The sequence below is a fragment of the Hymenobacter elongatus genome, assembly GCF_004745955.1.
GTDB lineage: Bacteria > Bacteroidota > Bacteroidia > Cytophagales > Hymenobacteraceae > Hymenobacter > Hymenobacter elongatus.
In genome coordinates this window covers 38701-65376 of sequence record NZ_SRLD01000030.1, presented here as the reverse complement: position 1 = coordinate 65376, position 26676 = coordinate 38701, and the positions used below count along the sequence as shown (strand labels likewise).

Annotated in this window: 22 protein-coding genes, 1 tRNA gene and 1 pseudogene; 14 read left to right on the top strand and 10 right to left on the bottom strand. The window is 58.6% G+C overall.

Going from position 1 to position 26676, the window contains the following annotated elements; translation table 11 throughout:
• The 9 genes and pseudogenes from E5J99_RS14900 to E5J99_RS14860 form a co-directional block, all read left to right on the top strand.
• Nucleotides 1-104 (top strand): annotated as a pseudogene (locus tag E5J99_RS14900) (IS1595-like element ISPlba4 family transposase); the annotation flags it as partial.
• Nucleotides 105-308: 204 nt separating this feature from the next.
• Complete coding sequence (locus E5J99_RS14895) at nt 309-977, top strand: ABC transporter ATP-binding protein (protein ID WP_135498611.1); 669 nt, start codon at nt 309-311, stop codon at nt 975-977.
• A gap of 258 nt (nt 978-1235) precedes the next feature.
• Complete coding sequence (locus E5J99_RS14890) at nt 1236-2477, top strand: ABC transporter permease (protein ID WP_135498610.1); 1242 nt, start codon at nt 1236-1238, stop codon at nt 2475-2477.
• 169 nt (nt 2478-2646) lie between these two features.
• Complete coding sequence (locus tag E5J99_RS14885) at nt 2647-3888, top strand: ABC transporter permease (protein ID WP_135498609.1); 1242 nt, start codon at nt 2647-2649, stop codon at nt 3886-3888.
• Between the two features lie 173 nt (nt 3889-4061).
• Nucleotides 4062-5159 (top strand): efflux RND transporter periplasmic adaptor subunit, encoded by a 1098-nt coding sequence (locus E5J99_RS14880; RefSeq protein ID WP_245319015.1) that lies wholly within the window; start codon nt 4062-4064, stop codon nt 5157-5159.
• 98 nt (nt 5160-5257) lie between these two features.
• On the top strand, nt 5258-6358 hold the full coding sequence (locus tag E5J99_RS14875) for a DUF3616 domain-containing protein (protein ID WP_135498608.1): 1101 nt from the start codon (nt 5258-5260) through the stop codon (nt 6356-6358).
• A 59-nt stretch (nt 6359-6417) separates the two neighbouring features.
• Nucleotides 6418-6939, top strand: a complete 522-nt coding sequence (locus E5J99_RS14870) for an acyl-CoA thioesterase (RefSeq protein ID WP_135498607.1) — start codon at nt 6418-6420, stop codon at nt 6937-6939.
• A gap of 101 nt (nt 6940-7040) precedes the next feature.
• Nucleotides 7041-7613: a type 1 glutamine amidotransferase domain-containing protein gene (locus E5J99_RS14865; protein WP_135498606.1), complete on the top strand. Its 573-nt coding sequence runs from the start codon at nt 7041-7043 to the stop codon at nt 7611-7613.
• 265 nt (nt 7614-7878) lie between these two features.
• Entirely contained in the window at nt 7879-8250 is a 372-nt protein-coding gene (locus E5J99_RS14860) for a DUF1294 domain-containing protein (protein ID WP_135498605.1), read from the top strand.
• Between the two features lie 127 nt (nt 8251-8377).
• Here the strand turns inward: E5J99_RS14860 and E5J99_RS14855 are convergent, their stop codons facing one another.
• From E5J99_RS14855 to E5J99_RS14845, 3 genes are all read right to left on the bottom strand, one after another.
• The gene (locus E5J99_RS14855; RefSeq protein WP_135498604.1) at nt 8378-8635 is read right to left on the bottom strand and encodes a hypothetical protein; all 258 of its coding nucleotides are present in this window, start codon (nt 8633-8635) and stop codon (nt 8378-8380) included.
• 792 nt (nt 8636-9427) lie between these two features.
• A complete protein-coding gene (locus E5J99_RS14850) occupies nt 9428-9958 on the bottom strand; it encodes a DUF6992 family protein (RefSeq protein ID WP_135498603.1) in 531 nt (176 codons plus the stop codon).
• Between the two features lie 69 nt (nt 9959-10027).
• A complete protein-coding gene (locus E5J99_RS14845) occupies nt 10028-10732 on the bottom strand; it encodes a porin family protein (RefSeq protein WP_135498602.1) in 705 nt (234 codons plus the stop codon).
• A gap of 204 nt (nt 10733-10936) precedes the next feature.
• On the opposite strand from E5J99_RS14845, the gene E5J99_RS14840 reads away from it, so the two are divergent.
• A tRNA-Val gene (locus tag E5J99_RS14840) sits at nt 10937-11011 on the top strand.
• Nucleotides 11012-11090: 79 nt separating this feature from the next.
• Complete coding sequence (locus E5J99_RS14835) at nt 11091-11996, top strand: histone deacetylase family protein (protein ID WP_135498601.1); 906 nt, start codon at nt 11091-11093, stop codon at nt 11994-11996.
• A 20-nt stretch (nt 11997-12016) separates the two neighbouring features.
• On the opposite strand, the gene E5J99_RS14830 is transcribed toward E5J99_RS14835, so the two are convergent.
• From E5J99_RS14830 to E5J99_RS14820, 3 genes are all read right to left on the bottom strand, one after another.
• The gene (locus tag E5J99_RS14830; RefSeq protein WP_135498600.1) at nt 12017-12718 is read right to left on the bottom strand and encodes a methyltransferase domain-containing protein; all 702 of its coding nucleotides are present in this window, start codon (nt 12716-12718) and stop codon (nt 12017-12019) included.
• A gap of 7 nt (nt 12719-12725) precedes the next feature.
• On the bottom strand, nt 12726-13838 hold the full coding sequence (locus E5J99_RS14825) for a type III polyketide synthase (protein WP_135498599.1): 1113 nt from the start codon (nt 13836-13838) through the stop codon (nt 12726-12728).
• Between the two features lie 73 nt (nt 13839-13911).
• Nucleotides 13912-15027, bottom strand: coding sequence for an NAD(P)/FAD-dependent oxidoreductase (locus E5J99_RS14820; RefSeq protein ID WP_135498598.1), 1116 nt, complete (start codon nt 15025-15027; stop codon nt 13912-13914).
• A gap of 176 nt (nt 15028-15203) precedes the next feature.
• Here E5J99_RS14820 and E5J99_RS14815 point away from each other — a divergent pair, with 176 nt between their 5' ends.
• Entirely contained in the window at nt 15204-15575 is a 372-nt protein-coding gene (locus E5J99_RS14815) for a T9SS type A sorting domain-containing protein (protein ID WP_167852154.1), read from the top strand.
• Between the two features lie 140 nt (nt 15576-15715).
• On the opposite strand, the gene E5J99_RS22060 is transcribed toward E5J99_RS14815, so the two are convergent.
• From E5J99_RS22060 to E5J99_RS14800, 4 genes are all read right to left on the bottom strand, one after another.
• On the bottom strand, nt 15716-15841 hold the full coding sequence (locus tag E5J99_RS22060; protein WP_262713021.1) for a hypothetical protein: 126 nt from the start codon (nt 15839-15841) through the stop codon (nt 15716-15718).
• Between the two features lie 126 nt (nt 15842-15967).
• Entirely contained in the window at nt 15968-17041 is a 1074-nt protein-coding gene (locus E5J99_RS14810; RefSeq protein ID WP_135498596.1) for a flavin-containing monooxygenase, read from the bottom strand.
• 31 nt (nt 17042-17072) lie between these two features.
• Nucleotides 17073-20642 carry a PAS domain-containing hybrid sensor histidine kinase/response regulator gene (locus tag E5J99_RS14805; protein ID WP_135498595.1) on the bottom strand — a complete coding sequence of 1190 codons (3570 nt, stop codon included), beginning with the start codon at nt 20640-20642 and terminating at the stop codon, nt 17073-17075.
• Nucleotides 20643-20665: 23 nt separating this feature from the next.
• Nucleotides 20666-22036: a sigma-54-dependent transcriptional regulator gene (locus E5J99_RS14800; protein ID WP_135498594.1), complete on the bottom strand. Its 1371-nt coding sequence runs from the start codon at nt 22034-22036 to the stop codon at nt 20666-20668.
• A 749-nt stretch (nt 22037-22785) separates the two neighbouring features.
• On the opposite strand from E5J99_RS14800, the gene E5J99_RS14795 reads away from it, so the two are divergent.
• On the top strand, nt 22786-24978 hold the full coding sequence (locus E5J99_RS14795; RefSeq protein WP_135498593.1) for a fibronectin type III domain-containing protein: 2193 nt from the start codon (nt 22786-22788) through the stop codon (nt 24976-24978).
• A gap of 461 nt (nt 24979-25439) precedes the next feature.
• Nucleotides 25440-26321 carry a DNA/RNA non-specific endonuclease gene (locus tag E5J99_RS14790; RefSeq protein WP_135498592.1) on the top strand — a complete coding sequence of 294 codons (882 nt, stop codon included), beginning with the start codon at nt 25440-25442 and terminating at the stop codon, nt 26319-26321.
• Nucleotides 26322-26676 lie beyond the last annotated feature (355 nt).

The following is a 26676-nucleotide window of genomic DNA, read 5'->3' as shown; positions in this document are numbered from 1 at the left end:
ACACATTTATCTTGCATCTGAAAGAATGTGAATTTCGCTTCAACCACCGCTACGAAAACGTGTATAAAGTCTTACTCAAAGAACTTCGCCAACGGCCCCTCTAAGCTCGATGTGCTTCCTAAGCCCCATTTAAATATCGAGCAAGCAACTGTTGGCTGCGCCCAGCCATCTATCCGGGCGCTGCCGCCGCTGTGGGAAAGGCACAACAAAAAAATAATGTCCCCCAGGTTGCTTTTTAAGCCCCTGTTATCTACCTTGTATTGCATGCTACTCGGTGAAGCAAAATACATGGTTCTGCGTCTTGCCCTATGATACAGCTACGGAATATTCGTAAAACCTACGAGGTGGGTACCAACCGGCTGGAAGTGCTCAAGGGCATCGACATGCACATTCGGGAGGGCGAGCTGGTGAGCATCATGGGCTCGTCGGGCTCGGGCAAAAGCACGCTGCTCAATATCCTGGGCATCCTCGACGACTTCGACCAGGGCGACTACACGCTGGCCGGCACGCGCATCGACCGTAACCTGTCGCAGACGCGGGCGGCGCAGTATCGCAATCAGTTCCTGGGCTTCGTATTTCAGTCGTTTAACCTGCTGAATTTCAAGAACGCGCTGGAAAACGTGGCGCTGCCGCTCTACTATCAGAAAGTGAGCCGGCGTGAACGCAACCGCATGGCGATGGAATACCTCGACCGGGTGGGCCTGGCCGACCGCGCCGACCACCTGCCCAGCGAGCTGAGCGGCGGCCAGAAACAGCGCGTGGCCATTGCCCGCGCGCTTATCAGTCGGCCCAAGCTCATCTTGGCCGACGAGCCGACCGGAGCCCTGGATACCCACACTACACAGGAGGTGATGGACATTTTCAAGGCTGTGAACAAGGAAGGCATGACGGTCATCATCGTGACCCACGAAAACGACATTGCGGCCCAAACCCAGCGCCTGATCCGGATTCGGGATGGGCTGATTGTGCAGGAGTAGCCCTGGCCAACCTGGTCTTGCGGCAAAGAATCCGGCGGGGCGGCCAGCAGGCAATTGCTGCTTGAGATGAAGCTGTTTAGAAAGTCACAAGAACGTCATGCTTCGACAAGCGGACGCCAGATCAAGCATGACGTGCTGATTACAGTTGGCGACTTTCTAAACAACTTCGAAGTAACGAGTAACAATCGCGCTGTTGCGCAGCAGAAAAACAAGTGCGCAAGCAGCGCTCCAGCTCATCCATCACCCAGCCCGATACGCATGTTTGACCTCGATAAATGGCAGGAAATACTCGGGACAATGCGCCGCAACAAGCTGCGCACTTTCCTGACGGCCTTCGGGGTGTTCTGGGGTATTTTTATGCTGGTGCTGCTGCTGGGGGCGGGCAAGGGCATGGAGAATGGAATCTGGAAAGAGTTTGGGGGCGGAGCCATGAACAGCCTGTTTGTGAGTGCCGGCAAAACGTCGCTGCCGTGGCAGGGCCTGAAGCCCGGCCGCGAGCTGAAGTTCACCAACGACGACCTGCAGGCCATCCGGCAGCAGATAGATGGCGTGGAGCTGCTGGCCTCGCGCAACCGGTTGTTTGGCGAGTACACCATCGTCAACAAAACTAAAAATGGCTCTTATCAGGTGTTCGGGGCCACGGCGGAGTTCTTTCAGATCAACGGCGAGAAGCTCATTCAGGGCCGGCTACTGAGCCCGCTCGACGCCATTGAGCGGCGGAAGGTGATGATACTGGGCGAGAAGGTGCGCAAGGTGCTGTTCGGCGACCAGCCCGCCATTGGGCAGTATGTGCAGGTGAAAGGCGTGTTTTTCAAGGTCGTCGGCATCTTTACCCACACCGGCAACAATGGCCGCAACGAGGAGCGGGCTTTCGTGCCCTACAGCACTTTTCAGACCACCTTCAACCAGTATAACCAAGTGCAGCTCATTGGTATCAGCAGCCGAAAAGGTACGCCGGTGAAGCAGCTCGAAGACCAGATTCGGCTGCTGCTGGCTCGGCGCCACCAGTTCGACCCCGCCGACAAGCTGGCTCTGGAGCTGAATAACAACGAGGAAGAAGTGCAGCGCTTCAATGGCTTGTTCAGTGGTATCAAGCTGTTTGTGAGCATTATTGGGGTGCTCACGCTGGTGGCCGGCGTGGTGGGCGTGAGCAACATCATGCTCATCATCGTGCAGGAGCGCACCCGCGAAATTGGGGTGCGCAAGGCCCTGGGCGCTACGCCCTGGAGTATCATCAGCATGGTCGTGCAGGAATCGGTGCTTATCACCAGCTTGTCGGGCTACCTGGGGCTGCTGCTCGGGGTGGGCCTGCTCGATGCCGTACGCTACCTGCTGGAAAAATCGGGCGGCACCACTTCCTACTTCGACCACCCGGCGGTGGACCTGAGCGTGGCGGTGAGTGCCACGCTGCTGCTGGTCGTTTCGGGGGCCGTTGCCGGCCTGATTCCGGCCATGAAAGCGGCCAATGTGAAACCAATTGAAGCGTTGCGAGCGGAGTGATTCTAAAAGCTAGTTCCCCTTCTCAGATAAGGAGGGGTTTGGAGTGGTTGAAATGACAGAATACTTTCCAGAGCAAGTACTAAAAGGTCGTGCAACGTTTGTCAACCACCCCGCCCTGCGGGCACTCCTCCTCATCTGAGGAGGGGAGTTAAAAATAACCCTATCACCAATGTTTGACCTCGACAAATGGAGCGAAATATGGGGCACGGTGCGGCGGCACAAGCTGCGCACGGGCCTCACCGCGTTTGGCGTGTTCTGGGGAATCTTTATGCTGGTAGTGCTGCTGGGGGCAGGCAAAGGCTTCCGCAACGGCGTGGAAAAGGAGTTCGACGTGGCCAAAAACGCCGTGTTCGTCTGGACGCAGCGCACCAGTGTGCCCTACGCGGGGCTGAAAGTGGGTCGCTTTATTCAGTTCACCAACGACGACGTGGCCACGCTGCTGCGCGAGGTGCCCGAGGCCGCCGTAGTGCTGCCGCGCAGCTCCCTCGACGGCACCTTCACGGTGCAGTATGGCACCAAAAGCTCGTCGTTTTCGGTGAATGGCGAGTACCCGGGCTACCCGGCCGTGAAAGCGCTGCACCTGACGGGCGGCCGGTTTATCAACGACATCGATATTGCGGAGCGGCGCAAAGTGGCCGTCATCGGCGACCGGGTGGCCGAGGTGCTCTTTGGCACGAGTAGCCCGCTGGGCAAGGAAATCCGGATTAAGGGTATCTATTTCCGGGTGGTGGGGTTGTGGAAAGCCGAGGGCAAGCCGGAAAACGTGCAGGAAGATGCCCAGACGATTATTATTCCACTCACGGCGCTGCAAGTCACCTTCAACCAGGTGAACCGGGTGGGCTACTTCGCTTTTATTCCGAAAACCGGCGTTCCGGCGGCCCTGGTCGAAACTAAGGTGAAGCAGATTCTGGCCCGCCAGCACAAAGTAGCTCCCACCGACGACCGCGCCTTCGGCTCGGCCAACGTGGAGGAGGAATATGCCCGCGTGCAGGGCCTGTTTCTGGGTATTTCGGGTTTCAGCTGGCTGGTGAGCATCGGCACTATTCTGGCCGGCATCATTGGCGTGAGCAACATCATGCTCATCGTGGTGAAAGAACGGACCAAGGAAATCGGGATTCGGAAGGCCCTGGGAGCCACGCCCTGGAGCATTATCAGCCTGATTGTGCAGGAAAGCATTGTTATTACCGCCGCCGCTGGCTTGCTGGGGCTGCTGTTTGGCACGGCGCTCATGGCGGGTATCAACGCACTGATAGCCGGGCAAAACGTCGGTTTTTTTGCCAATCCACAGGTCGATGTCGGCGTGGCCCTCACCGCCGTGACGCTGCTGGTGGTAGCCGGGGCCGTGGCGGGCCTGGTGCCAGCCGCCATTGCGGCGCGGGTGCAGCCCGTGGTAGCCCTGAAAGACGAATAACCCACTCTGAACTAACTCCACTCCCCAACCCGGACCCGGCTATGAACGACCAACTCCTTTCCGAAACAGCAGTCGACCCGCAGCGCATGAACGGGCAGGAGCGCGCGTACCAGGAGCCGCATGCGCCGTATGAGCCGCCAAAAAAGCCTCTTATTACCATGAAACGAATTTTTATGGCTCTTCTCCTGGTCCTGTTGCTGGCCGGTTTTGGCTGGCTGGCCACCTATTTCTGGAAGCAGGCCCACACCGACCCGGTTACCTACAAAACCGAGACGCCTTTTCTGACCGACATCGTGAAGAAAACGGTGGCTACGGGCAGCATCGTGCCCCGCCGCGAGGTCCAGATCAAGCCTCAGGTGTCGGGCATCGTGGAGGAGCTGTACGTGGAGGCCGGGCAGCCCATTAAGGAAGGGCAGCTTATTGCCCGCATCCGGACGGTGGCCAACGCGGCCAACGTGAACAACGCCCAGAACAACATTCAGGCGGCCCGCGTGGGGCTGGAAACCGCCCAGGTAGAGCTGGATCGGCAGCGGCCTTTGTTCGAGCAGAAAGTAATTGCGGAACAGGAATACAACCGGCTGCTGGCCGATGTGCGGGCCAAAAAGCAGACCCTCAACGCGGCCCAGAACGACTTGCAGATTGCCCAGCGCGGCGCTTCCAACAACACCGGCGGGGCCTCAAACCTGGTGCGCTCCACCATTACCGGGCTGCTGCTCGACGTGCCCATCAAAGTCGGCTCGTCGGTCGTGGAGCGGAATAACTTCAACGAGGGCACCACCATTGCCGCTATTGCCGACATGCAGAGCCTCGTATTTGAGGGCAAAGTAGACGAAAGCGAAGTGGGCAAAGTGCGCGAAGGCATGGATCTGAACCTGACCGTGGGCGCGCTGGAAGGCGAAAATTTCCCCGCCACTCTCGAATATATTGCTCCCAAGGGCATTACGGAAGAAGGAGCCATCAAATTTCAGGTGCGGGCCAAGGTGCGGCTGAAGGAAGGCCAGTTTCTGCGGGCCGGCTACTCGGCCAACGGCGACATTGTGCTGGGCCGCCGCCGTCAGGCGCTGGCTATCCGGGAGAGCCTGTTGCAGTTCGGGAAAGTGAACAAGGACAGCGTATTTGTGGAAGTAGAAACCGGGCCGCAGCAGTTTCAGAAGCGGCTGGTGAAAACCGGCCTTTCCGATGGTATCAACATCGAGGTAGTAGCGGGGCTGGCCAAAGGCGACAAGATAAAAGTGCTGGGGCCGCCGGCAGAAGGGGAGAAGAAAGACTAAGCCGCCACGCCGGGTGGGTAGTTCCGTAACCAGGCGGCCCAACCCTGCGCGGGGTTGGGCCGTTACCATTTTCAACCCTTCCGCCTCACCCACCCGCCATGCGCGCCCAACCCTACACGCTGCAATTCAACCCCAAGCTCAGCCTCAATGTCGCCGAGAAGCACGTGCGCGACGGCCTCTCCACCGTGCTGTGCACCGGCGAAAACCTCTGGCTGAGCTGCGACGAGCGTACCACCGTGGAGCGCCTGCGCCAGACGGGCCCGCACGAGTACGGCAAGCACGTTTCCTACAAGCTCACCGAATTGCTCGACTTGCCGGGCGGGGCCGAAAGTGAAATCGACATTGAAGGCCTGGCCGAAGCCCACCACTACCTCTGGCTGGTGGGTTCGCACAGCCTGAAGCGCAAGCAACCCAACCCCGACCACGAAGATGTAGCCAAGCAGATTGCCAAGCTGGCCAAGGTAGAAACCGACCCCAACCGGTTTATGCTGGCCCGCATACCGCTGCTGCGCAACGAGAAAACCGGCGACTTTGAGCTGTACAAAACGGCGGCTCATCCCACCAAAGTCGGCGAAAAGCTGCAAGCCGCTCAACTGCATGGCGATGCCGACTCCAACGACCTGATGGACCTGCTGGCCCAGGATCCGCACCTGAAGCCATTTGTGCGCCTGCCCGGCAAAGACAACGGCCTCGACATCGAAGGATTGGCCGCCACGGCCGACGGCCGGCTGTTTGTGGGTCTGCGTGGGCCGGTGCTACGCGGCTGGGCCGTCGTGCTCGAGCTGCTGCCCGAGCTGGACAAGCACGGCCGGCTGCGCCTGGGCAAGATCGGGGGCGAGCAGAAATACTACAAGAAGCACTTTCTGGACCTGGGGGGCATGGGCCTGCGCGAGCTGCGCCAGTACGGCAACGACCTCTACCTGCTGGCCGGCCCTACCATGGACCTCGACGGCACCATTGCCGTGTATTGCTGGCCCAACGCCCTGAACCAAGCTGGTGACAGCCTAGTTGGCCCCAAAAAAATCACCCGCCTGTTCGACGTGCCCCACGGCCACGGGCCTACTGCCGGCCAAGACCGCGCCGAGGGTATGGGGCTGCTCGATGAGCACCACATGATCTTTGTCTTCGACAGCCCAACGGCAGCCCGCAAGACCGTAGCCAACCAGGTGCAGGCCGATGTTTTCCGGGTGTCCAAGTAGTTCGGGTACTGGTCTGGGTCGATTCCGCGTACTTTTGCCGCCTACTACCCCTCCTGTCTATGGCTGCCCCTTTACTGCAAACCCCCGAAACCACGCACCGCATCCACTTTCAGGATTGCGACATGCTGGGCCACCTCAACAACGCCCGCTACCTCGACTATTTCCTTAACGCCCGGGAAGAGCACACCACGCTGCACTACGCCCTGAATCTGGGGCAGCTAGCGCAGGTGGAAGGCGCGGGCTGGGTGATTACCAAGCACCATATTGCCTACCTGCGGCCCGCCAACCACGGCGAAATCGTGCGGATCAAAACCCAGCTCATTCATTTCGACAACTCCAACCTAGTGGTCGAAATGCTGATGCTGAGCGAGGACGGCAGCCGGCTAAAGGCGGTGCTGTGGTCGGGAATGGCTTTCGTGCGCATTGCTTCCGCCACCCGCACCGACCACACCGATGCTCTGATGGATATGCTCGACCAGCTCGACGTGGAGGATGTGAGCTACGACGCCGACGGATTTGACGAGCGGGTGCGCCGCCTACGCAAGCAGCTCAAGCGCGACCGGAGCGGTTCGGACGAATAAGCCAACCTCACGTCAGTATTGCCGTTATACCAAAGCCGGTGCTGCACGTGCAGCACCGGCTTTTTCGTTCTTTTTATTTCCCCAACCACAACCTGAATCCTATGAGCATCTTTGGTAGTGATAAACTTAAAGGCAAGAAAATAGCCATTGTTGCCACCGATGGCTTCGAGCAGTCGGAGCTGGAGGAGCCCAAGAAATACCTGGAAGGCGAAGGAGCCGAAATCCACGTTATTTCCCTGAAAAGCGGCTCTATTAATGGCTGGGACGAGAAGGACTGGGGCAGCAAAGTGGCCGTCGACAAGACCATTGATGAGGTAAGCGCGGCCGACTACGATGCCCTGGTGCTGCCCGGCGGCCAGATGAACCCCGACGTGCTGCGCACCGAGAAGAAAGTAGTGGCCTTTGCCGCCGACTTCATGCGCTCCGGCAAAGTAGTGGCCGCCATCTGCCACGGCCCCTGGACGCTGATTGAAACCGGCTTGCTGCGTGGCCACAACGTGACGAGCTGGCCTAGCCTCCAAACCGACCTCACCAATGCCGGAGCCTACTGGCAGGATAGCGAAGTGGTCGTCGACAAAGGCCTCATCACCAGCCGCAAGCCCCAGGATTTGCCGGCTTTCAACAAGAAGATTATGGAAGAAATACTGGAAGGCAAGCACGCGCCCCGCTCGTAGCCGAAAGTAGCTTTATGTCCTAAAAAGGACGCGCTGCTAGCAGTGCATCCTTGCTCAACTTTTCTAAAGCGTTCCGGCTGATGGCTGGAACGCTTTTTTAGTATTGTGGGCGTGCTTCCAGAAGACGGAAATCAGAGCACATTGAGCGGCACACTCCGCTCATTTTAACGAAAACTGCCTTTTCCTTGAACGCAGCTCCATAACTTGCGGCCCTAGTGGTGCATTCTTCGTCTGCCAACCCACTGGTATCCCGTCTTCCTCGCCCATGTTGAACCCGCCCAACCGGTTCAGGCCAGTGCAGCGACCACCCAGGCCGAACCCCAGAACAGACTACTCAGAAAGGCCCGCCTCCCGCACCATGAAAATACTCTTGAGTTGCCTGTTGTTTTTCAATCTCCTGTGTTTCCTGCTCTTCGCCTGGGATAAACGTAAAGCCCAACGGGACCAGCGGCGCATTGCCGAAAAAACGCTGCACCTAGCTACGCTGCCTGGCGCGGCGCTCGGCGCGTGGGCGGCTATTTTGCTGCTGCACCATAAAAACCGCAAAGCCGCTTTCTGGGGCGTTACGCTAGTGCTGACGCTGCTGCAAGGGGTAGTTCTTTATTTCATGTTGCCCTATTTTCAGGCGCAGTTTTAACCCTGTCAAACGTCTGCACGCGGGGAACTGGGCCATGCACAAGCCAAGCACTGGGAGTTCCTGAGCCGAAGCGCAGATGCGGTCATCCGATATGGCTTAAAAAACCGACCGTTTGGCTGAACGGGCCTTACATGTTTAAGCCGAACTGCGTGCTGATTCGCTCGGATTCGAGGAATTCCTGGTAGAGGAATTGGCAGGCTAAGTCCTCGGTGGCAAAGCGCCCCATTGGATGTTTGCCGCCGCGCTCGTCGACATAGCAAACCAACCACCACGCGCCCTGATGGTCTAAAACCAAGGCATCTGGTGAGGAGTTTCCGCTCAGCGAATAGCAGGCGTGGTTGATCGGTACGGCGTCCAGCAACTGTTGTAATTCAGGAATGTTCATGACGCGACAAGGTGTACTCAAAAGCTAAAAATCACCTTCGGACAAACTTACCCTCGTTTGGCTAATCTAACAACTGTGGACTTACAGCGCCTGTACTACTCAATGGGGCAGCGAAGGGAGCTGAAGAAATGCCTTCGGAAGTAGTTCACGACACTCATCTTTCATTCGAGTTTCGTGAACTTTGAAAGGTACAGGAGTTTCGTAAACTCCTGCACCGCAGCTGACAGCACACAGCGGACTTTGCCCACGTGGGCCGGCGTCTAGTTTCGCGGTTCAGGAAAAGGAGCCTATTGATTATCGCTGCCTTCAACTTGATCTTCGTTTAGGTAGTATTTCCGGAATGCGTCTTCATTGGCAAGACTTTCTGGCAGAAAGTCTTTGGACACGGCTAGTAGCTGTTCCCACTGGGCTTGGGTAAGCATTACCTTCTCGGGTAGAGGATAAAACGTAAAACACAGGGTCTTCGCCTCAGTTATGCTGATTTCTAAGAAGGGGGACGTGGTGCCATCTTGAAAGACCTCCAAGCACGGGTAGGTACTATTGACATCCGCACTTGTTCAATTCTGATGCTATCCATGCTGCAAGAAAACATAATCAGGCCGCTGTTCAGTTAAAGGGTTGTTTTCGTTACAATGAGCGGCGTGTGCTGCTCAACGTACTCTGATTTCCGTCTTCTGGAAGCACGCCCACAAGACCAAAAAAAGCGTTCCAGTCATCAGTTGGGGCGCTGTAGAAATTGGGATAAGGACAGGCGGCTAGCAGGGAGGCCTTTTTGTACCATAAACCCTTGCGTCAGGGCTGCACCAGCTGGAGAAGTGCGCGGGCATGTTGGTGGTAAACGAAGTAAAACCCAATATCAAACACCAGCAGAAAACCGCCCTGCAGCCACAACGAGCGCCCAAACCCCAGTAGCCGCTCCGGCCGTTTCGGCGTGGTAGCGCCCCGCGCCCGCAGCCAGCTGCCCGTCATCACATAGGCTACATCGAGACCCGCGTTGAGCAGCAGAATCTTCTCAAAATCGAATTGAGCGTCCAGACTAGCGGCCAGGGTGAGGCCTGCTACTTGGTTGGGGTGCGCCCGCAGCATGCCCAACACGGCCAGCAGTACGTTCACAAAATTCCAGCCCACATTCATCTGGTGGAAATACTGCCCTTCCGTGCGGGCATCGGCCTGCGTAACGAGGTATCCGCTCACCAGCAGGTTGAGCAGGGCCCAAGTGCCGAGCACCGCCATGCCGTGTTCGGCCAGCAGCTCCCGGCTCTGGTTCAGCAAAGGCAGAGCGGTGGGCAGTAGAGCAGCCGTAAAGGGCAAAAATGCTAGCATAAGAGGAAAGGTAGGGCACAAAAAAGGGAAGCCGGTGAGGCTTCCCTTTTTTGTAAGTAGGACAGGGGTTTATCGGGTGAAACCAACGCCGACGTACACCTGAAACACGCTGTTCTTAATGTCAGTCAAGGTCTTGCTGCCCGAGGTGGCCAGCTGATCCTTAATGATTTCGTTGAAGCCAGCCGTGTAGCGGGCACCCACGCGGGCGGGTCCTACGCGGGCTTCGGCACCAGCCGAAAGACCGTAGTCGAAGCTGGTATAGCTGTAGCCGTAGATGTTGCCTTCATTAGCAATCTTACGCTCCCTGCCGTCTTCCGTAACCTTGGTCAGCAGCGAAACCTGCGGGCCGGCGTGGACGCTGACGTTGTCCAGGATATTGAACACCAGCAGCACGGGCACCTGCAGATAGTCGAGGCGGCGGTCGTTCACCGTGGTGGGCGTGCCGGCAGTGGGCGTGTTGGTCGACTTGCCCTGGAAGCCCTGACGGCTATAGAGTAGCTCGGGCTGAATGGAGAGGCGGCTGTTGAAGCCGTATTGCAAGTACAGGCCGGCGTGGAAGGTCTTGGAGTTAGAGCTGCCGGTGAAGTTCTTTTTATCGTCGCCGTATACGTCAGCCAGGTTGAAGCCGCCCTTAATGCCGAAGCCAGTGTTGCGGGAGTCGGAGGTGCCGGCATCGTAGTCGGTGGAGGTACGCACCCCAACCGGGCCGGTCGTTTGGGCGAAGGTGGAAAGGCTGGCCAAAGAAAGCGCGAGCAGAGCAGTAACTTTTTTCATGGGAGCAAGAAATATCTGGTGGTGTGGGTACACAGCTGCCGTTTCGAAGCTGCAGGCGAGCAGGTGTATGCGACTATACTTGCCCTTGGGGAGAAGGTTACGCCGCAGCGCTGTTCCACTGAAAAAATTCTTGCTCTCCCGAGTAGGATGAATGCCCGGAGCCCGTATCTTTGGCGCTTTCCGGCCGCCGCCAGAGTGTTTGATGGGATATTAGCTCAGTTGGTTCAGAGCACTACCTCGACAAGGTAGGGGTCACTGGTTCGAGCCCAGTATGTCCCACATCACGCCTCCAATACCCACCCTCATCCGGTGGGTATTGTTGTTTTTGGGCAATTCTCTACCTACCTCCCCGGTTTCTATGCTCTCTATTGCTTGGGCTCCGCTCTACGCGCATCCACTGCCCGAAAATCACCGCTTTCCGATGCTCAAGTATGAGCTGTTGCCTGAGCAGCTCCTACGGGAAGGTATCGTGTCGGAAGCCAGCTTTTTTGTTCCAACGCCGCCGCCCGAAGCTGAAATACTGCGCACCCACGCGGTGGCGTATTACCAGCGGCTCCTGGCCGGGCAGCTCACGCGCCAGGAAGAGCGAGCCACGGGTTTTCCGTGGTCGGAGCAGCTTATTGAGCGCGAGGTTACCATTCTGGGCGGTACCATAGAATGTGCTTTGCGGGCGCTGCAACACGGTATTGCGCTCAATATTGCCGGCGGCACCCACCACGCGTTTGCCGACCGGGGCGAAGGATTCTGTTTGCTAAACGACCAAGCCATTGCTGCCAACTACCTGCTGGCGCATGAGCCAGGGGTTGGTAAAATCCTCATCGTAGACCTCGACGTGCACCAGGGTAATGGTACGGCGGCTCTGTTTCGGCACCAGCCGCGCGTGTTTACATTCAGCATGCACGGGGCTCGCAACTACCCGCATCGCAAAGAGCAGTCGGACCTGGACTTGCCGCTGGCCGACGGCACCGACGATGCCACGTACCTGCGGCTGCTGGGCGACACGCTGCCACGCCTACTCGACGAAGTACAGCCCGACTTCGTGTTTTACCTGGCTGGTGTCGATGTACTGGCCACCGATAAGCTGGGCCACCTGGGCCTCACGCGCGAGGGCTGCCGCCAGCGCGACCAGTTGGTGCTGCGCCTTTGCCAGCAGCATCGGCTGCCGGTGGTGGTGTGCATGGGTGGCGGCTACTCGGTGCGCATCGCCGATATCGTAGAGGCGCACGCCAACACCTTCCGGCTGGCGGCCGAGCTGTTCGGGTAGCCACAAGCGGCGGGCGCGAGCTAAAAAATAACCTGCCAGCGGAAAGCCCAGCGCCAGCGCAGCGAGTAGCGCCCGATGCCCGCCGCCCGCAGAATATCCTGCCACTCCCGGCGCGTGAAAGCCCGCGCCACCGACAGCGGCGCATCGTTTTGCACCAGATAGGAGCCCCGAAACAAGCGCGTCAGCCACTTAATACTATAGTAGGCCAGCGGCTGCCGGTGCAAGTCATTGATGATAATGCCTACGCTGGCCTGCTCTTTCAGCTGCCGGAGCAGCACGGCCAGCGCCTCGCTGGAAAAATGGTGGCAAAACAGGCTACAGGTAATAATATCGAAAGGCTGTTGCCGAAATTCCTGGGCGAAGATATCCTGCTGCTGAAAGCTGATTTCGGGAAACCCGGTGGCCTTATCCTTCGCATAGGAAATCATAAAGGCATTGGCATCAACGCCTACCAGCTCTACGGCTACCGCCTGCCGGCGGGCCCAGCCAGCAATGTGGCGTAGGGTGTCGCCGCCGCCGCTGCCTAGGTCGGCCACCCGCACGGCGCGGCCCTGCGGGAAACGGGGTCGTAGCCGGTTCAGGCCATTGAGCACCACCCGGTAGCCGCCCAGCCAGGTATTGATGGTTTCCAGCTCGTCGAGGTTCTGCCGCAGCGCGTCGGAAGCCAGCGACAAATCGTCCATCAACTCCTCCTCGGTGGCGCGGCAGCTTAGGTCGGGCATGGTGCAGCTACGCAGAATGAACCTGAAGCAGCATGGCTTCCAGCGTGAGCCCCGGTCCGAAGGCGAAGCTAAGCACTGGCGCATTGGCCTCGGCTGGCGTGAGCGACTGTAACAGCTCGCGCAGCACAAACAGCACCGTCGCCGACGACATATTGCCGTAGTCGCGCAATACCTGGTAGGCGAATCGGTTGTCGTGGGTTGTTATATTAAGCTCTTTCTCAATGGTTTCCAGAATTTTGCGCCCGCCCGGATGAATGGCAAAGGCATGAATATCTTGGAGCTGCACGGGCAGCTTGCGCAGCAACCCATCGGTAAGCTGCCGGATTCCTTTCTGGATCATGCGGGGAACGTAGGACGAAAGCGTCATTTCGAACCCAAAGTCATTAATGTGCCAGGCCATGTCGGCGTGGCCGTCGGGCTCCAGCGCGCAATGGAAGGCTTCCAGGCTCAGGCTGTAGCCGCTTTGGGCGGGCTGAGCCTGCACCAAGGCCGCCGCCGAGCCGTCGCCGAATAAGGCATTGGACACCAGATGATCTTCTTCCTTGTTCTTCTGAAAGTGAATGGTACACAGCTCCGTGCACACCAGCAGCACCTTCGCCGCCGGATCGGCCAGGCAGAAGGCCTGGGCCAGCTTCAGGGCATTAAAAGCCGCGTAGCAGCCCATGAAATTAACGCAGGTACGCCGCACGCTGGAGTTCAGTCCCAGGCTGGCCACCAACTCAATATCGAGCCCCGGTGCGTACATGCCCGTGCAGCTAACCGTGATAAGGTGCGTAATAGCACTCATCTGCACCTCCGGAACCTGCTGCATACAGTTCTTCACCGCCTCCACCGACAGCGGCAGCGCGTACTGGCGGTAAGCGCCCATGCGCTGGCCCACCGTCGGGAAAGGCTCCAGATCGGGGGTGTTGGGGAAAAAGTCAAAATCACCGTTTGTGCGGCCATAGTCGGCCAGCACTGAGTAGCGCTGCGCAATGCCGGTAACGCGGTACAACGCCCGCAACTTGCGCGTTTCGTTGGTATCGAGTTGGAGGCCCTCAGCCATAAAGGTGGCAATCTGTGACTGAGGAATAAGATGGGGCGGGGTAGCAGTGCCAATGGCACAGAGGTAGCTCGTCATTGAGGGCAGTATACGGAATTACCGTCGGTTCGGCTTAGCGGTCCGACAAACTAATTGGCGGGCGGTTTAGAGCTCAAAAGGCGACTCCGTGGGTGCGGCGCATCAGGGCCTGCACCCCGGCGGGCCAGTAGCGCATGCCCCCGATTACGGCTTCGCTTACCAGGGGCCGCCCAAACAGGCGCTGCACCGCCCGCCCCACCCACAGGCGCGGCCCGAAGTGCTGCTGCCAATCCTGGGCGTAGGCGGCTTCCAGGCCCGGGCGGGTGTAGCGGCTTCGCAGAAACGCATCGATGTGAAAAGAGGCCCGCTCGGCCCCGTGCATGGCCATCGCCATGCCGTTGCCACAGAGCGGCGTAATCAGGCCAGCCGCGTCGCCGCACATCAGAACGTGGCTTTCCACTGGGTTTTTTGGGGAAAAGGATATCTCATTGATAACCTCGGGCTGGTCGTAGAGAAACTCCGCGTCGCGCAGCACGGCCCGCAGGTAGGGGTTGCGGGCCAGCACCTGCTCCTGCATGGCTTCGATGGTGCCGTGCGCTTTCAGATTCTGGCGGGTAGTGAGGTAGCAAAAGCAATACTTATCGTCCTCGATGGCTGAAAGACCCGCGTAGCCGTCGGCGAAATTGTGGAGCGCGATGGTATCACGCGCAAAATCGAGCCGCAGGTGGTACTTGACCCCAATGTAGGGCGAGCGTTGCTGAAAAAATGCTCGTTGCAGCTGCCGGTCCAGGTTGGCGCGCTTGCCATAGGCACCCAGCACCACGCGCGCCGTCAACAGGCGGCCATCAGCCAGCGCTACCTGGTGCTGGTTTGTAGCGGCATCAAACGTTACGTCGGTCACGGTAGCCTGCTGCTGAAACACCACCCCGCGCGCCTCGGCCTGCTGAAACAGGAAGTAGTCCAGCGCGTAGCGGCTCACCCCGAAGCCGCCCAGATCGAGCGGGCAGGAGAGCGTGCGACCAGCGGGCGAGCTGAGTAGAAAGCGCGAAATGGCCGCCGGCCGCAGCGGGGCGGGGTCAACGCCCAGCCGCCGCAGATACGGCAGCACCTCGTTGGATACATATTCGCCGCACACTTTATGAAAGGGGTAGCGCTTGCGCTCGACCACCGTCACGGCGTGGCCGCGCTGTCGCAAATCCAGGGCAGCGGTAAGTCCGCCCAAACCGCCGCCAATAATGAGAACGTCCAACTTAATTAGGGTAGTAACAGGGTGAGAGAGAAGCTGTAAGTAAATCTTTTATCAGCGCGTAGTTATATTTCGTAACTCTAATGCATATTCCGTATTATCTTTGCCAACCTAATCAAGCGCCAGTCGTTATTGTAGGTACTATTGTACTCGCGCCCGCTTCCACTCTACAGTTCGCTATGATGCAACGTTTACGCTTTTTTTGTCTGCTACTCGTGCTCGGTTTCGGCTTCGTCCGGAGCGCCGTGCCCATGGCCGTAGCTCAGCCCGCCGGGCGCCCGCTGCCCGCCCCCAAAGGAACCGATGAAAAGTCATTTCTGGTGTATCCAAACCCCAGCAACGGCATCGTGCATATTGCTATCAACGGCTTTGAAGGTCGCCGGTTGGAGCTGCGCATTCTCAATGTTATTGGCACCGTTATCTACCGAGAAACCATTACCGAGCTGAATGGCCCCAAAACATTGGACCTGAGCAAGTTTGCCAGCGGCTTGTACTACGTGAAGCTGGAAGGTGAAAGAGCCAGCGAAATGCGTAAGCTGGTGATCCGTTAGGAACATTACCTCATCATACCAAACAAAAAAGCAGCCCGAAAGGACTGCTTTTTTGTTTTTACGGCTCCTGTTGTCGAAGCGAAGCGACTCCTGAAAATCGTCTTCGGCCCCCCACTACCATTGCCGGTAAAGGCGTCGGCTTAGCGCTCGTTGCGCGACCGGATACGAATGGGAGCGGGCTTGAGCAGTTCCTTCAGGTTGTCAAGCGTATTCAGGGCGAGCAGAGCGGTGGCTAACAAGAGCCCGCTGAAGATGAGCAACGACATAAGGGGAAATGAGTAAGGCAAAACCAAGTATGACCCGCAGCGGTGTCAAACAAACAGTATGGTTGATGACCTGCAATTGGTTACTGAATTGTTAACCTGAAAAGCCCGCGTTGGGTTTCACCATAATTATGTGCTTTTCAGCAATGTGTCGACGACATACTGGGCATCGGCTCCCACGCCGCCCATCAACGCCGAGCTGCGGGTGTTGAGCCATGGCAACCCCAGAAAGGCTATTCCCGGCGCGGCCGTGAGGCCCCGATGGTGCTGAGGCTCGCCGGCGGCGTCGAATACCGGAACGTCGATCCAGTCGAAAGCCGGGCCGTAGCCGGTAGCCCACACCACTGCTTCGAGTGGCGGCGTCAGCGCGTGGCGGCCGCGTAGCTGGGTGCCCGCCTCAACGGCCAGGGCTTTGCCGATAAAATGAACATTGGGAAAGCGGCGCAGCCGCGCCAGGTCAGAACTCACGACTGGCTCGGGGCGCTCGAACAGGCGCTGGCCGATGTGGGAGTGGCGAGAAGCTTTCAGCAGGCCCGTCGACCGTAAGAAAACCCACATGGCCGTGTTGTTTGGCAAGTGGGGCGTCCGCTCTTTGTAAGCGGCATACACCGGCCGGCCCGTAGAGGCTAGGTCGGCGGCAATCTGCAGGGCTGAGTTGCCGCTGCCCACTACGGCTACCGGGCCCTGCCCGGCGAGCAGCGAGGCTCTGCGGTAGGCACTGCTGTGCAGCTGAAGCACCGAGGAATCCAGCTGAGGGGCGAATTCGGGCAGGCAAGGCGCATTGTAGGCTCCCGTGCAGACAATGACATGGCGAGCCTGGTACCGCTGGCCGGCCGCTGTGTGCACTTCATAGCCGGGCTGGTGCGCCGCCGGGGCTACCCGCACCACGCGCTGCCCGAGCGCCAGCGGAAAGTGAAAATGCGCGGCGTACTGGCGCAGATAAGCCGCCGCATCCTCCTTGCTGGGGTAGCGTAGCGGGTTGCCCGACCACGCGTAGCCCGGCAAGCCACTCACCCAAGCTGGAGAAAATAGCTTCAAAGTATCAAATCGCGCGGCCCACACGTCGCCGACTGCCGTCCGCTCATCCAGAATGACAAACCGCTGCTGGTGCTGCTGTAGGTAGTAAGCCGCCGCCAGTCCGGCCTGCCCGGCCCCAATGACGACGGCATCAACGGTAATGGATGGAGAAAGTGAGTCTGACATAGCCGAACAGGAAAAGTCCTAGTTACGAAGGCTACAAAGGTACGCGGCCTAAAGCAGGAAACTCCTGTTGGAGCTGAACAATTACCTGTTCCGTGACAGTCCGGATCTGCTGTACGAGTCCTTGAATGGTGGTCAAGTCGGAGTCGGAGGGTTCCGCTACGGCTTCCAGATGGCGCACGGCCTCACACAGGACGTGAATATGCAGGCCGCTAAAGGAGCTTTTGAGGTGGTGGGCAGTGGCCCTCAATGCCTGCCAGTCGCGCTGGTGCAGGGCTTGCTCCAGTGTGGCAATAATAGGTGGTGTTGTCTGAATGAAAATTTGTACCAAACGGCCCACAAACTCCTCGTTGCCATGAGTCAGCTCTCTGATGCTGCGCAAATCATACAATGTTGCGGCGGCGGCGGCTGGGAGTTGAATGAGAGCCGGGGCTGGGTGGGACAGCACGTGGGCCAGGGTCCGATATAAGTCTTCCTCGCGGAACGGTTTGGCAATGTAGCCATTGAACCCTGCTGCTCGGTAGCGCTCGGCCTCGCCGCGCATGGCGTGAGCTGTTAGGGCAATGACGGGCGTAGCGGCGCGCTCGGGGGCCGGGTGGTCGCGCAGCAGCCGTGTGGTAGCGACGCCGTCGAGGCCCGGCATCTGAATGTCCATAAGCACGGCATCGTAGCGGTGTTGCTGAAAAAGTAGCTGGGCTTCCCGGCCGTTGGCAGCAATATCGACGTGGCAGCCCCAGTCGCGCAGCTGGGCCTCCACCAAAAACTGATTTACCGCGTTGTCTTCGGCCAGCAGAATCCGCCGTGGGCCTAGGCTACGGTAGTCGGGCTCGGTGGCCAGTGGCAGGGGCTGCGGCTGCGTAAGCAGCTCGGCCCGCTCAAACGGCAGCGTAAACCGAAATGTGCTGCCTTCGTGCAATCGGCTTTCTACGGTGAGGGTGCCGCCCAGCAACTCTACCAAGCCGCGCGAAATGCTGAGCCCCAGCCCGGAGCCGCCATACTCGCGGGCCGTGCTGGCGGTAGCCTGCGCAAACGATTCGAACACCTGCTCCAGCTGGTGCGCCGCAATGCCGATACCCGTGTCGAGGACGGCAAACTGAAATGCGGGCGGCTCTGCCGGGCCGCTCAGTCGCCGACAGGTGAGCAGCACCTGGCCCCGCTCAGTGAACTTGACTGCGTTGCTGAGCAGATTCAGCAGGATTTGCCGGAGCCGGTAGGGGTCACCGATAACCAGCGTCGGTACTTCGGCGGGCGGCAGCTCGAGCTCCAGGTCGATGCCTCGCTCGGCGGCTTTGGGCAGCAGCAGCTGGCGGCAGGCAATCAGCACTTCGCGCAGGTCGAAAGCGGTAGTTTCCAGCCTGACTTTGCCCGAGCCGAGCTGAGCCATGGCCAAAATATCGTTGATAACCACCAAAAGGTGCTCGGCCGAGTGGCGAATGTGTTCCAGGTACTGGCTCTGGCGCTCATCGAGTGGAGTTTTGTGCAGCAGCCCGGCCAGCCCCAGAATGCCGTTCATGGGCGTGCGAATTTCGTGGCTCATGTTGGCCAGAAAGTCCTGTTTCACCCGGGCATTCTCCTCGGCTACCTCCTTGGCTAGGCGCAGGGCCTGCTGGGTCTGCTTCAGGGCCGTGATATTGCTGTCGACGCCCAGCACCTGAATAGTGCCATCAGCTAACTGAAAAGGGCGCTTAATGCTGTGAAACCACACGGTTTCACCCGTAGGGCGGGTAAAGGTTTCTTCCATTACCAGCTCGCGCTGGTCTGCAATAACCTGCCGGTCGGTGCGCAGGTAGCGAGCCGATTCCTCGGGGAGCAGCGGTAGCCGGGCCGCGTTGGTTTGCACGATGCGCTCCACGCTCAGGCCGTAGAGGTCGGCCGTGGCCTGGTTGGCTAGCAGATAGTTGCCGTCGCCGTCTTTGAGGTAAATCAGGTGGGGCGTGGTGTCAATAACTTGGCGGAACAAATGGTTTTGCTCGGCCAGCCGCTGGTTGGCGGCCCGCCGCTGCTGCTCCGATACCTTCCAATAGGTAATATCCTCCCCGGCACCCACTACCAGCCGCACGGCTCCGGTCGAATCTCGCTCGAAGGGCGTGTTGGTCAGGCGCAGCCACCGCAGGCTACCGTCGCGGTGAAGCAAATAGAGCTCCAGCGAGCGGGTTTCGCTGTCGGCGCACTGGGCTACCTGCGCAAAGTGGTCCTGTAGCAGCACTAGCTGGTCGGGGGGCGCAAACTGAGCCAGTAGGCTGGTGCCCATCGACTGCAAGTCGGCGACCGAATAGCCCAGCACTTTTTCAACGAACTGGTTGCAGTACACATTGCGGTCCTGCTCAATGTCGAAGATGTAAATCAGGTTGGGCACCATGCTGGCCAGCCGCTCCACAAATAGCTGGCTTTGGCGCAGCTCCGCTTCCATGATTCTGCGGGCCGTAATATCCTCGGCGCTGGCCACCATCTGCTGCACCCGGCCATCGGTGTGGCGCGTGAAGGGCGTGCTTTTGATTTTCATCCAGCGCCAGCTGCCGTCCCGGTGCCGCACCTGGTACTCCGACTCCAAGGTTTGTCCGTCGGCCGTCTGGGCCAGCTCGGAGCCGCGCTGCTGCACGGCCCGTAAGCTGGCCGGGGTGAGCAGCGTGGGCAGCAGGCGCGAGCCCAGGGTCATCATCTCCACGTCGGTGTAGCCCAGCAGCGGCTGGCTTTGGCCGTTGCAGTACAGCAGCCGCCCCTCATCCAGATCGAACAGAAATACTAGGTTCGGAATCGTATCGGTGATGCGCCGGGCAAAAAGCTGGCTGTGCTCCAGCTCCCGCTCCGCCCGGTGGCGGGCCGTAATGTCGGTCAGGTACACATTCACACCCATTTCCTGGGGTAGAGGCGCTATCGTCCACAGATAAAGTACCGTGCCCAGGCTATGCTCGTACACGCGGGGCTGCCCGGCTGCCAGCGCTGCCCGAATCTCAGTGCGCAGAAAGCTGTGGCACTCAGCTTCCACTGGGTTTTCGAGAGCCGTCAGAACAGGCTGGGCGGCCGAGTTGGCATACCGGGCCCGGCCATCGGGCGCGAAGCAGACAATTGGGTTGGGGCACTCTTCCGCCAGCCGCGAGAGTTCCTGCACATGCAGCAGCGTGCGCTGCTGCTGGGTTACTTCCTCATAGCTCCAGAGGTGAAGCACCGTTTCGCCACGCTGCACCACGGGCAAATAATCGACTTGGAGGATGGTGCCATTAGCCAGGTGCTGCAGCATTCCCTTCACCTGGGTTTGGCCCGCTACGGCGGCGGCCATTTGGGCCTGGGCTTGGCGGGGGTCCGCAAAGCTGTGTTGGGCCTGCCCAAATACTTTCTGGCTCGTTTGCCCGAGGTACGCGTGGGGCGGTTCGGGTAAGTGTAGGAGCTGGCACAGCCGGATATTGAGGCTTACCACTCCCTGCGGGTTTTCAACCAGCAGACCCGTGCTGACGGTTTGGAGCAGGGCATCGGTCTGCTGAGCTGCCGCCGCTTTCTGCTGCTCAGTGTGGGTGCGTAGCGTTTGCAGTTCAAGCTGGGCGGCGGCTTGGTGGCGCTGCGCCTGGTGCAGGCGTCGCCGCAGCTGCCGATACACTATTGAATCCATACTGCGGGGCGCTACGATTCAGATTATGAGAGGGTAATCTCCTTGTTCTGAAGCATACGGTAAATAGTAGACTTCCCGATTTGCAGGCGGGCCGCTACTTGCAGAATATTTCCATTATATGCCTGCAGATAGCGCTGCACGATGGCCGCCGTCTGGTGGCGCAGCGACTCATCGGCTCCGGAGTCGGCCAGGGCCACGCCCTGCGGCCGCTCGCCCCGTAGCGACAAGTCTTGGGGCTGGATGACCTCGCCCTCGGCCAGCACCGCCGCTAGCTCCATCACCGCCTTCAGCTCCCGCACGTTGCCCGGGAAGTTATACTGCAGCAGTAACGCCTGAGCCTGGTCTGAGAGCGTGCAGGCTACCATGCTGTTCTGGCGGCAAAAATCCTGCAGGAACGAGTTGGCCAGCAGCAGAATGTCGGCTCCCCGCTCGCGCAAGGGCGGCAGCATGATGGGCAGGCCCAACAGGCGGTAGTACAGGTCTTCGCGGAAGCGGCCCTCCCGCACTTCCTGCTCCAGATTGCGGTGGGTGGCCACCATCAGGCGGGCATCGAAGGCAATGGGAGCATTGCTGCCCACGCGCACCACTTCCCGCTCTTGCAGCACCCGCAGCAGCTTGGCTTGCAGGCTCAGGTCCAGCTCCGAGATTTCGTCCAGGAAGATGGTGCCTTTGTTTGCTTCCTCAAACCGGCCGATCCGGCGGTTGACGGCGCCAGTGAAAGCGCCTTTTTCGTGCCCAAACAGCTCACTTTCCAGTAGCTCACCCGGAATAGCGGCCACGTTGACGGCCACAAAAGGCCGGTCGCGCCGCTCGGAGCGGAAGTGAATAGCTTTGGCCACCAGCTCCTTGCCCGTGCCGGTTTCGCCGCTCAAGGACACGGAAATATTGGCGCGGCCCGCTTTATCGATTAAGGCAAAAAGGTGTTTGATCTGCTGACTTTCACCCAGAATAGCGCGTTGCGGATCATATTTCTGGCCGATCTGGGCCCGCAGCTGCTCGTTTTCGCGGCGCAGCTGCAGTTGTTTCTGCACGTTGCCGACCGAGTTCCAGAGTCGGTCCAGGGTTTCGTCGTCCTTCACCAGGTAGTCGTAGGCACCCTGGTGCAAGAGGCTGATGGCAGTGCGCACGTCTTCCTGGCCCGAAATAACAATAACCGCCACCTCCGGGTGCCGTTCCTTAATCAGGCGCAGGACCTGGTCGCCTTGGCCATCGGGCAGGGAGAAGTCCAGGGTGATGAGGTCGGGCTTGTCGCCAAGGTTGTCGAGGCAGGCCTGGACGGTAGTGAAACGCCGAATATGGTGGTCAGGATTCTGAGAAAGCCGGTACTCGAGCAGCTCGCCGTACCAGGCGTTATCCTCAACAATAAATATATGAACAGGAGTAGAAATAGGCATATAAATGAGGGCTACTTAGGGAGAAATCTAGCGCTTCACGACTTTTGTCGGCGCAGAAATAGGTACTTCACTGCTAGTAAGAGGTGAGGGAGAAGAAGAGCTAACCGCTTGATATATGTAGCTATAGGGTAGCTGTGGAAGTTTGGCTAGGTGCGACGAGGTGGTTCTGAGATGTAAAAGTAAAAGCGTATGCTGAGGAATATAAGGCAATGTGAATGTTTATGATTTGACGATTGATAGATAGGATGCTATGCGTGGTGGGTTGCCCGCAAGGAACAGTATCGTCGGTAGGTGCGTGACCCCGCCGAACAGCCCCGCAAAGCCAGCCAACACCGGGTAGTAATACGTGGAGAATGGTGGTTTAGATTGCGGAGGAAAATTAGATTTCGGAGGAAAATTATGCTCAACTGTTTGGTCTAGTGGGATGTAATCTACCGCCGGGTAAACGAAATAGAGTATTCCAAAACGGGAAAAAGCTGCTACAGCTGAAATGCTCAATATTTCCGGGAAAAAGTACCGCTCAGAAAGCAGGTCACAAGTGCTTACAATTGCGCTACAGCTTCATAATAAGCGTTTGTATAGATATTCTCAAAGTTGGAATGATTATCCAGCAACGGGATAATATAAACTATTAACAATGTTTATAAATAATTGATATACAATGAATTGTGCATTGGCTTGCGGCTTGGCCGAACCATTGTACTTGTGCGAGGCATCAGCCCGTATGTGCGGCTGCTCACCTCACGATTATGAAAAGGCTATTTTACTTCCAAGTGCTAGGTGTGTGCTTAGCGGGGTTGCTGCAGGGCCACAGCACGCTGGCGCAAACCGGGCAGCCCTATTATTCTTCGTTTGCGGTACCGACTTCCCCCCAAAACTACCGCACCAGTTCCACAAACTCCGGCATCTGTATCACGTGCCTGGTGGCTAATCCCGAGCGGGCCGCCGATACCGACCTCGACAATTATGCTACCATTCAGAACACGCTCGGCGTGCTGGGAGGGGGCGTAGGGCTGGCCTTGCGCCTCTCGGGCACTGCCCCGGCTAACTACCGGGCTGGGCTGGTAATCAGCAGCGGTAATGAGCTCAATGCCGGTGCCCTGGCTACGCTCACGCTGCGTACCTATCTGAACGGAAGTCAGCAGCAGGAGCTGGTGGCCAACGATGCCGCCGTCAGCAGCACGGCGTTGTCGGATAGCCGCGTTCGGCTGGAGTTCGTGGCCGCAAAGCCGTTCGATCAGCTGGAAATTATCGTGAGTGGTAGTGTGAATGGCGTGAATACCATTCGGGTGCTCTATGCCTACGGAGTGCCGGCCAACACGCAGTTTACCACAGCCTTGGGCTATCTGTCGCGCAGCACGGAGCCGCTGGCCAGCGACTATGCCGTGAACACCGGCGGCGGCCCGGTGGCAGTCTGCGTCGGAACGGGCGTGACGAACCCGGGCAACGCGGTAGACCGTGGCCTGACCAACTTTGCTACGCTGACGACGGTAGCGGGCGTCGGCAATTGCTCGGCCGCGCTCCAGGTGAAGCTGGAAGGACAGGCGCCGTCCGGCTATCAGGCAGGCTTCGTGATTGGCAACGGCGGGGTACTGGATTTGAACGTCCTCAACTCGCTGCAAGTAACGACCTACCTGAATGGCGTGGCCCAGGAAAGCCGCATCGGAGCCGACCTGCTCGAGCTGACCTTGCTGCCGGACAACCGCTACCAGGTCAGCTTCAAGTCGGGCACTGCCTTCGACCGGGTCGAAATCAAGCAACATGCACTGGCCAGCGCCCTGAACACGCTGCAAGTGTATTACGGTTTTGGCATCGAGCCTCGGGCTTTCGAAGATGACATGCCAGTACTCTCGGACTTCATCCAGCCCAAGCGCAACACCGAATACCAGGAAGCTGCCAACGGCCTTGCGTGCCTGGGCTGTAGCTCCAGCAACCCCCAGAGAGCCGCCGACAACGTCTTCTCCGAGTCTGATTTCGCCGAGGTTCGTTTCCCCGTGTTGGCGCTGGGTACCTATAAGCTCAAGTTGCGCCTGAATGGCGGCGGCAAAGCCGGCAACCGCGCCGGTATCGTGCTGCGTACCAACGATGCGCTCCTCAATGCGACGCTGCTCCAAAATATCCGCATCAACACCTACGGCGGGGCTAACGGTAGCCGCCTCATCGAAAGCTCGACTACCACCACCCTCGCCGATCTGGGTTTGGTAGGCGACAACCGACACGAGCTGGCCTTTCTGACCACCCAGGATTTTGAGTGGGTAGAGGTAGAAATAACCGGCGGTGTGGGCCTGTTCTCCGCCGCTCAGATCTTCTACGCCTTCGCCGATGATCCAAATCCGGCTTTCCCGACCGAAGTGGGCCCGCCGGCTGTGCCGCTGCCCGTGGAGCTACGCGCTTTTCAGGGCCGAGTAACAGAAGGTGGCGTGGAGCTTACGTGGCAAACTGCTTCGGAAAAGCAAAACAAACACTTCGCTATTGAGCGCGCGGTAGGCACCACAACGGCCTTCTTGGCCATCGGGCAGGTGGCTGGGGCCGGCACCAGCGCTCGGGGCGTGGCCTACCGGTTCCGCGACGAAGCAGCCGCCAGCCAGAGCCCTACGTCGCTATATTACCGCCTGCGCCAGGTCGATGTGGATGGTGCCGAACACCTGTCGCCGGTAGTGGTCGTGAGCTGGAGGAACCAGTCTGCAACGGCAATGGATGTGTACCCAAACCCGGCGGCCGTAGCGCAGGAAATCAGGGTCCAACTGGTTTCGGCTCCCACCCAGGGCTCGGTGGTGAGTGTGTATGGCAACCTGGGCACTAAAGTGTGGGCCGCGCCAGCCAGCCAGCAGGTGCTACTACTGCCGCCCGACAAGCTCGGCCCGGGAGTATATCATGTAGTATTGACGGATGCCGTCGGCCGTCGGGTAGCCAGCCAGCGCCTGCTCATAACGGGGCGGTAGCAGCCAGCTGTTTTAAGCGTCTTAGCAGCATACGCAGCCCAGGTCCCGCTACCAGTGGTAGCGTGACTTTTTGGTGAGCTATATCTCGCAATAACTCTATCTGGCGGTCCAGCAGTACATAAAATGTAGTCAGGAATTAATTCTATCAACTTGTGGTATCCGTCTTCGTGTTGGTAGGATATATGCAGGATATAGTATGTGCATAATTATGTCACCTGTTCTGTAATTAGTCTAGTTAAAATGCGTCTCACAAGCTGAATAGGGTGTTTTGGGCCGGTTAGTGCAATATTTTATCTGCTTAGCACCTGCTTATGCACTGCTGTATTCCTTATAGAGAATAAAAATGGTAATATTTGGGTAACATATTTACATGCCATTTCCGGCATCTTTGCACCCGATTTCTGACCTATACCAATTCTTTCTTTTCTCTCCTTTTTTTCACCCAACCAAACTCCTCCTACATGAAGCGTACCCTCTACCGCTTGCTTAGCTTTGGCCTGCTCGGCACCCTGGCTATTTCGTGTTCCAAGGATGAAACCGTAGCGCCAAACGCTCCTACTACAGTTGCCCAGAGCTTTGATGCCACCCGCGACAGCCACCTGACTATGGGTAACCCCAGCGGAGCCACCACCAGCACCACTAGCTACACCAACTACCTATTGTCGAAGTCGCAGTTTGCGCTGTCGTATCACCGCGACCGGGGCATTCCGAACTGGGTGAGCTGGCATTTGAGCAGCGCCTGGCTGGGTAGCACGCCGCGCCAGGATAACTTTGCCGCCGACGCTACCTTGCCTTCCGGCTGGTACCGGCCCACGAGCTCCAGCTACACTGGCTCGGGCTTCGACCGGGGCCACAACTGCCCTTCAGCCGACCGTACGGGCTCGGTAGCCGACAACTCGGCTACCTTTCTGATGACCAACATGATGCCCCAGGCCCCCAATAACAACCAACGGACCTGGGCCAATCTGGAAAACTATTGCCGTACCCTCGTAAGTCAGGGCAACGAGCTGTACGTTATCTGCGGTAGCTACGGCACGGGCGGCACGGGTTCGGCTGGCTACAAAACGACGCTCGACGCGGGCCGCGTAACGGTGCCGAACCGCTGCTGGAAGGTAATCGTGGTATTGCCCGAGGGTAGCTCCGATGCCAGCCGCGTCACGACCAGCACCCGCATTATTGCCATCAACACGCCCAACGACAACGCGCTGAACACGAGCTGGGGCGTATACCGCACGTCGGTAGATGCCATCGAGCAGGCTACGGGCTACAACATTCTGTCGGCCGTGTCCGCTACGGTGCAGGCCACCATCGAAGCCCGCGTAGACAGCGGCCCCACGAGCTGATTTCTGCTGATGAGCTAGCCTGAAAAGGCCCTGATTACCTGCTTGGTCGTCAGGGCCTTTTTGCTATATTGTAGCAGGCGAATTCCTCCGGCGCAGAGTGGTGCCGGATGCTTCTCTATGTAACTGTTGTATTGCTCGTTGTGCTCCATACTTATAGTGAAAGGTGGTGAATACCGAAAAGCCGCGCTGCAACGCGGCTTTTCGCGTTTTATAAGGGGTAAGCAGCTCGCTCTTAACGGATTCGTAATACGGTGGTAACGCTCAGTCAATACCCGCTCGTGAAATTTGTTGATCCGCCGCTGCCCGAGTGTCCCGGGCCGGTATGGCTTCCCACCGATGGATCTACTGTCTGCTT

What these genes read in the sequence shown, in the direction of transcription:
- E5J99_RS14890 (WP_135498610.1), top strand. Translation starts at nt 1,236, where the DNA reads ATGTTTGACCTCGATAAATGGCAGGAAATACTCGGGACAATGCGCCGC.
- E5J99_RS14865 (WP_135498606.1), top strand. Translation starts at nt 7,041, where the DNA reads ATGAGCATCTTTGGTAGTGATAAACTTAAAGGCAAGAAAATAGCCATT.
- E5J99_RS14855 (WP_135498604.1), bottom strand. Translation starts at nt 8,635, where the DNA reads ATGAACATTCCTGAATTACAACAGTTGCTGGACGCCGTACCGATCAAC.
- E5J99_RS14880 (WP_245319015.1), top strand. Translation starts at nt 4,062, where the DNA reads ATGGCTCTTCTCCTGGTCCTGTTGCTGGCCGGTTTTGGCTGGCTGGCC.
- E5J99_RS14815 (WP_167852154.1), top strand. Translation starts at nt 15,204, where the DNA reads ATGATGCAACGTTTACGCTTTTTTTGTCTGCTACTCGTGCTCGGTTTC.
- E5J99_RS14830 (WP_135498600.1), bottom strand. Translation starts at nt 12,718, where the DNA reads ATGCCCGACCTAAGCTGCCGCGCCACCGAGGAGGAGTTGATGGACGAT.
- E5J99_RS14895 (WP_135498611.1), top strand. Translation starts at nt 309, where the DNA reads ATGATACAGCTACGGAATATTCGTAAAACCTACGAGGTGGGTACCAAC.
- E5J99_RS14875 (WP_135498608.1), top strand. Translation starts at nt 5,258, where the DNA reads ATGCGCGCCCAACCCTACACGCTGCAATTCAACCCCAAGCTCAGCCTC.
- E5J99_RS14790 (WP_135498592.1), top strand. Translation starts at nt 25,440, where the DNA reads ATGAAGCGTACCCTCTACCGCTTGCTTAGCTTTGGCCTGCTCGGCACC.
- E5J99_RS14825 (WP_135498599.1), bottom strand. Translation starts at nt 13,838, where the DNA reads ATGACGAGCTACCTCTGTGCCATTGGCACTGCTACCCCGCCCCATCTT.
- E5J99_RS14885 (WP_135498609.1), top strand. Translation starts at nt 2,647, where the DNA reads ATGTTTGACCTCGACAAATGGAGCGAAATATGGGGCACGGTGCGGCGG.
- E5J99_RS22060 (WP_262713021.1), bottom strand. Translation starts at nt 15,841, where the DNA reads ATGTCGTTGCTCATCTTCAGCGGGCTCTTGTTAGCCACCGCTCTGCTC.
- E5J99_RS14860 (WP_135498605.1), top strand. Translation starts at nt 7,879, where the DNA reads ATGTTGAACCCGCCCAACCGGTTCAGGCCAGTGCAGCGACCACCCAGG.
- E5J99_RS14870 (WP_135498607.1), top strand. Translation starts at nt 6,418, where the DNA reads ATGGCTGCCCCTTTACTGCAAACCCCCGAAACCACGCACCGCATCCAC.
- E5J99_RS14845 (WP_135498602.1), bottom strand. Translation starts at nt 10,732, where the DNA reads ATGAAAAAAGTTACTGCTCTGCTCGCGCTTTCTTTGGCCAGCCTTTCC.
- E5J99_RS14805 (WP_135498595.1), bottom strand. Translation starts at nt 20,642, where the DNA reads ATGGATTCAATAGTGTATCGGCAGCTGCGGCGACGCCTGCACCAGGCG.
- E5J99_RS14810 (WP_135498596.1), bottom strand. Translation starts at nt 17,041, where the DNA reads ATGTCAGACTCACTTTCTCCATCCATTACCGTTGATGCCGTCGTCATT.
- E5J99_RS14835 (WP_135498601.1), top strand. Translation starts at nt 11,091, where the DNA reads ATGCTCTCTATTGCTTGGGCTCCGCTCTACGCGCATCCACTGCCCGAA.
- E5J99_RS14800 (WP_135498594.1), bottom strand. Translation starts at nt 22,036, where the DNA reads ATGCCTATTTCTACTCCTGTTCATATATTTATTGTTGAGGATAACGCC.
- E5J99_RS14795 (WP_135498593.1), top strand. Translation starts at nt 22,786, where the DNA reads ATGAAAAGGCTATTTTACTTCCAAGTGCTAGGTGTGTGCTTAGCGGGG.
- E5J99_RS14850 (WP_135498603.1), bottom strand. Translation starts at nt 9,958, where the DNA reads ATGCTAGCATTTTTGCCCTTTACGGCTGCTCTACTGCCCACCGCTCTG.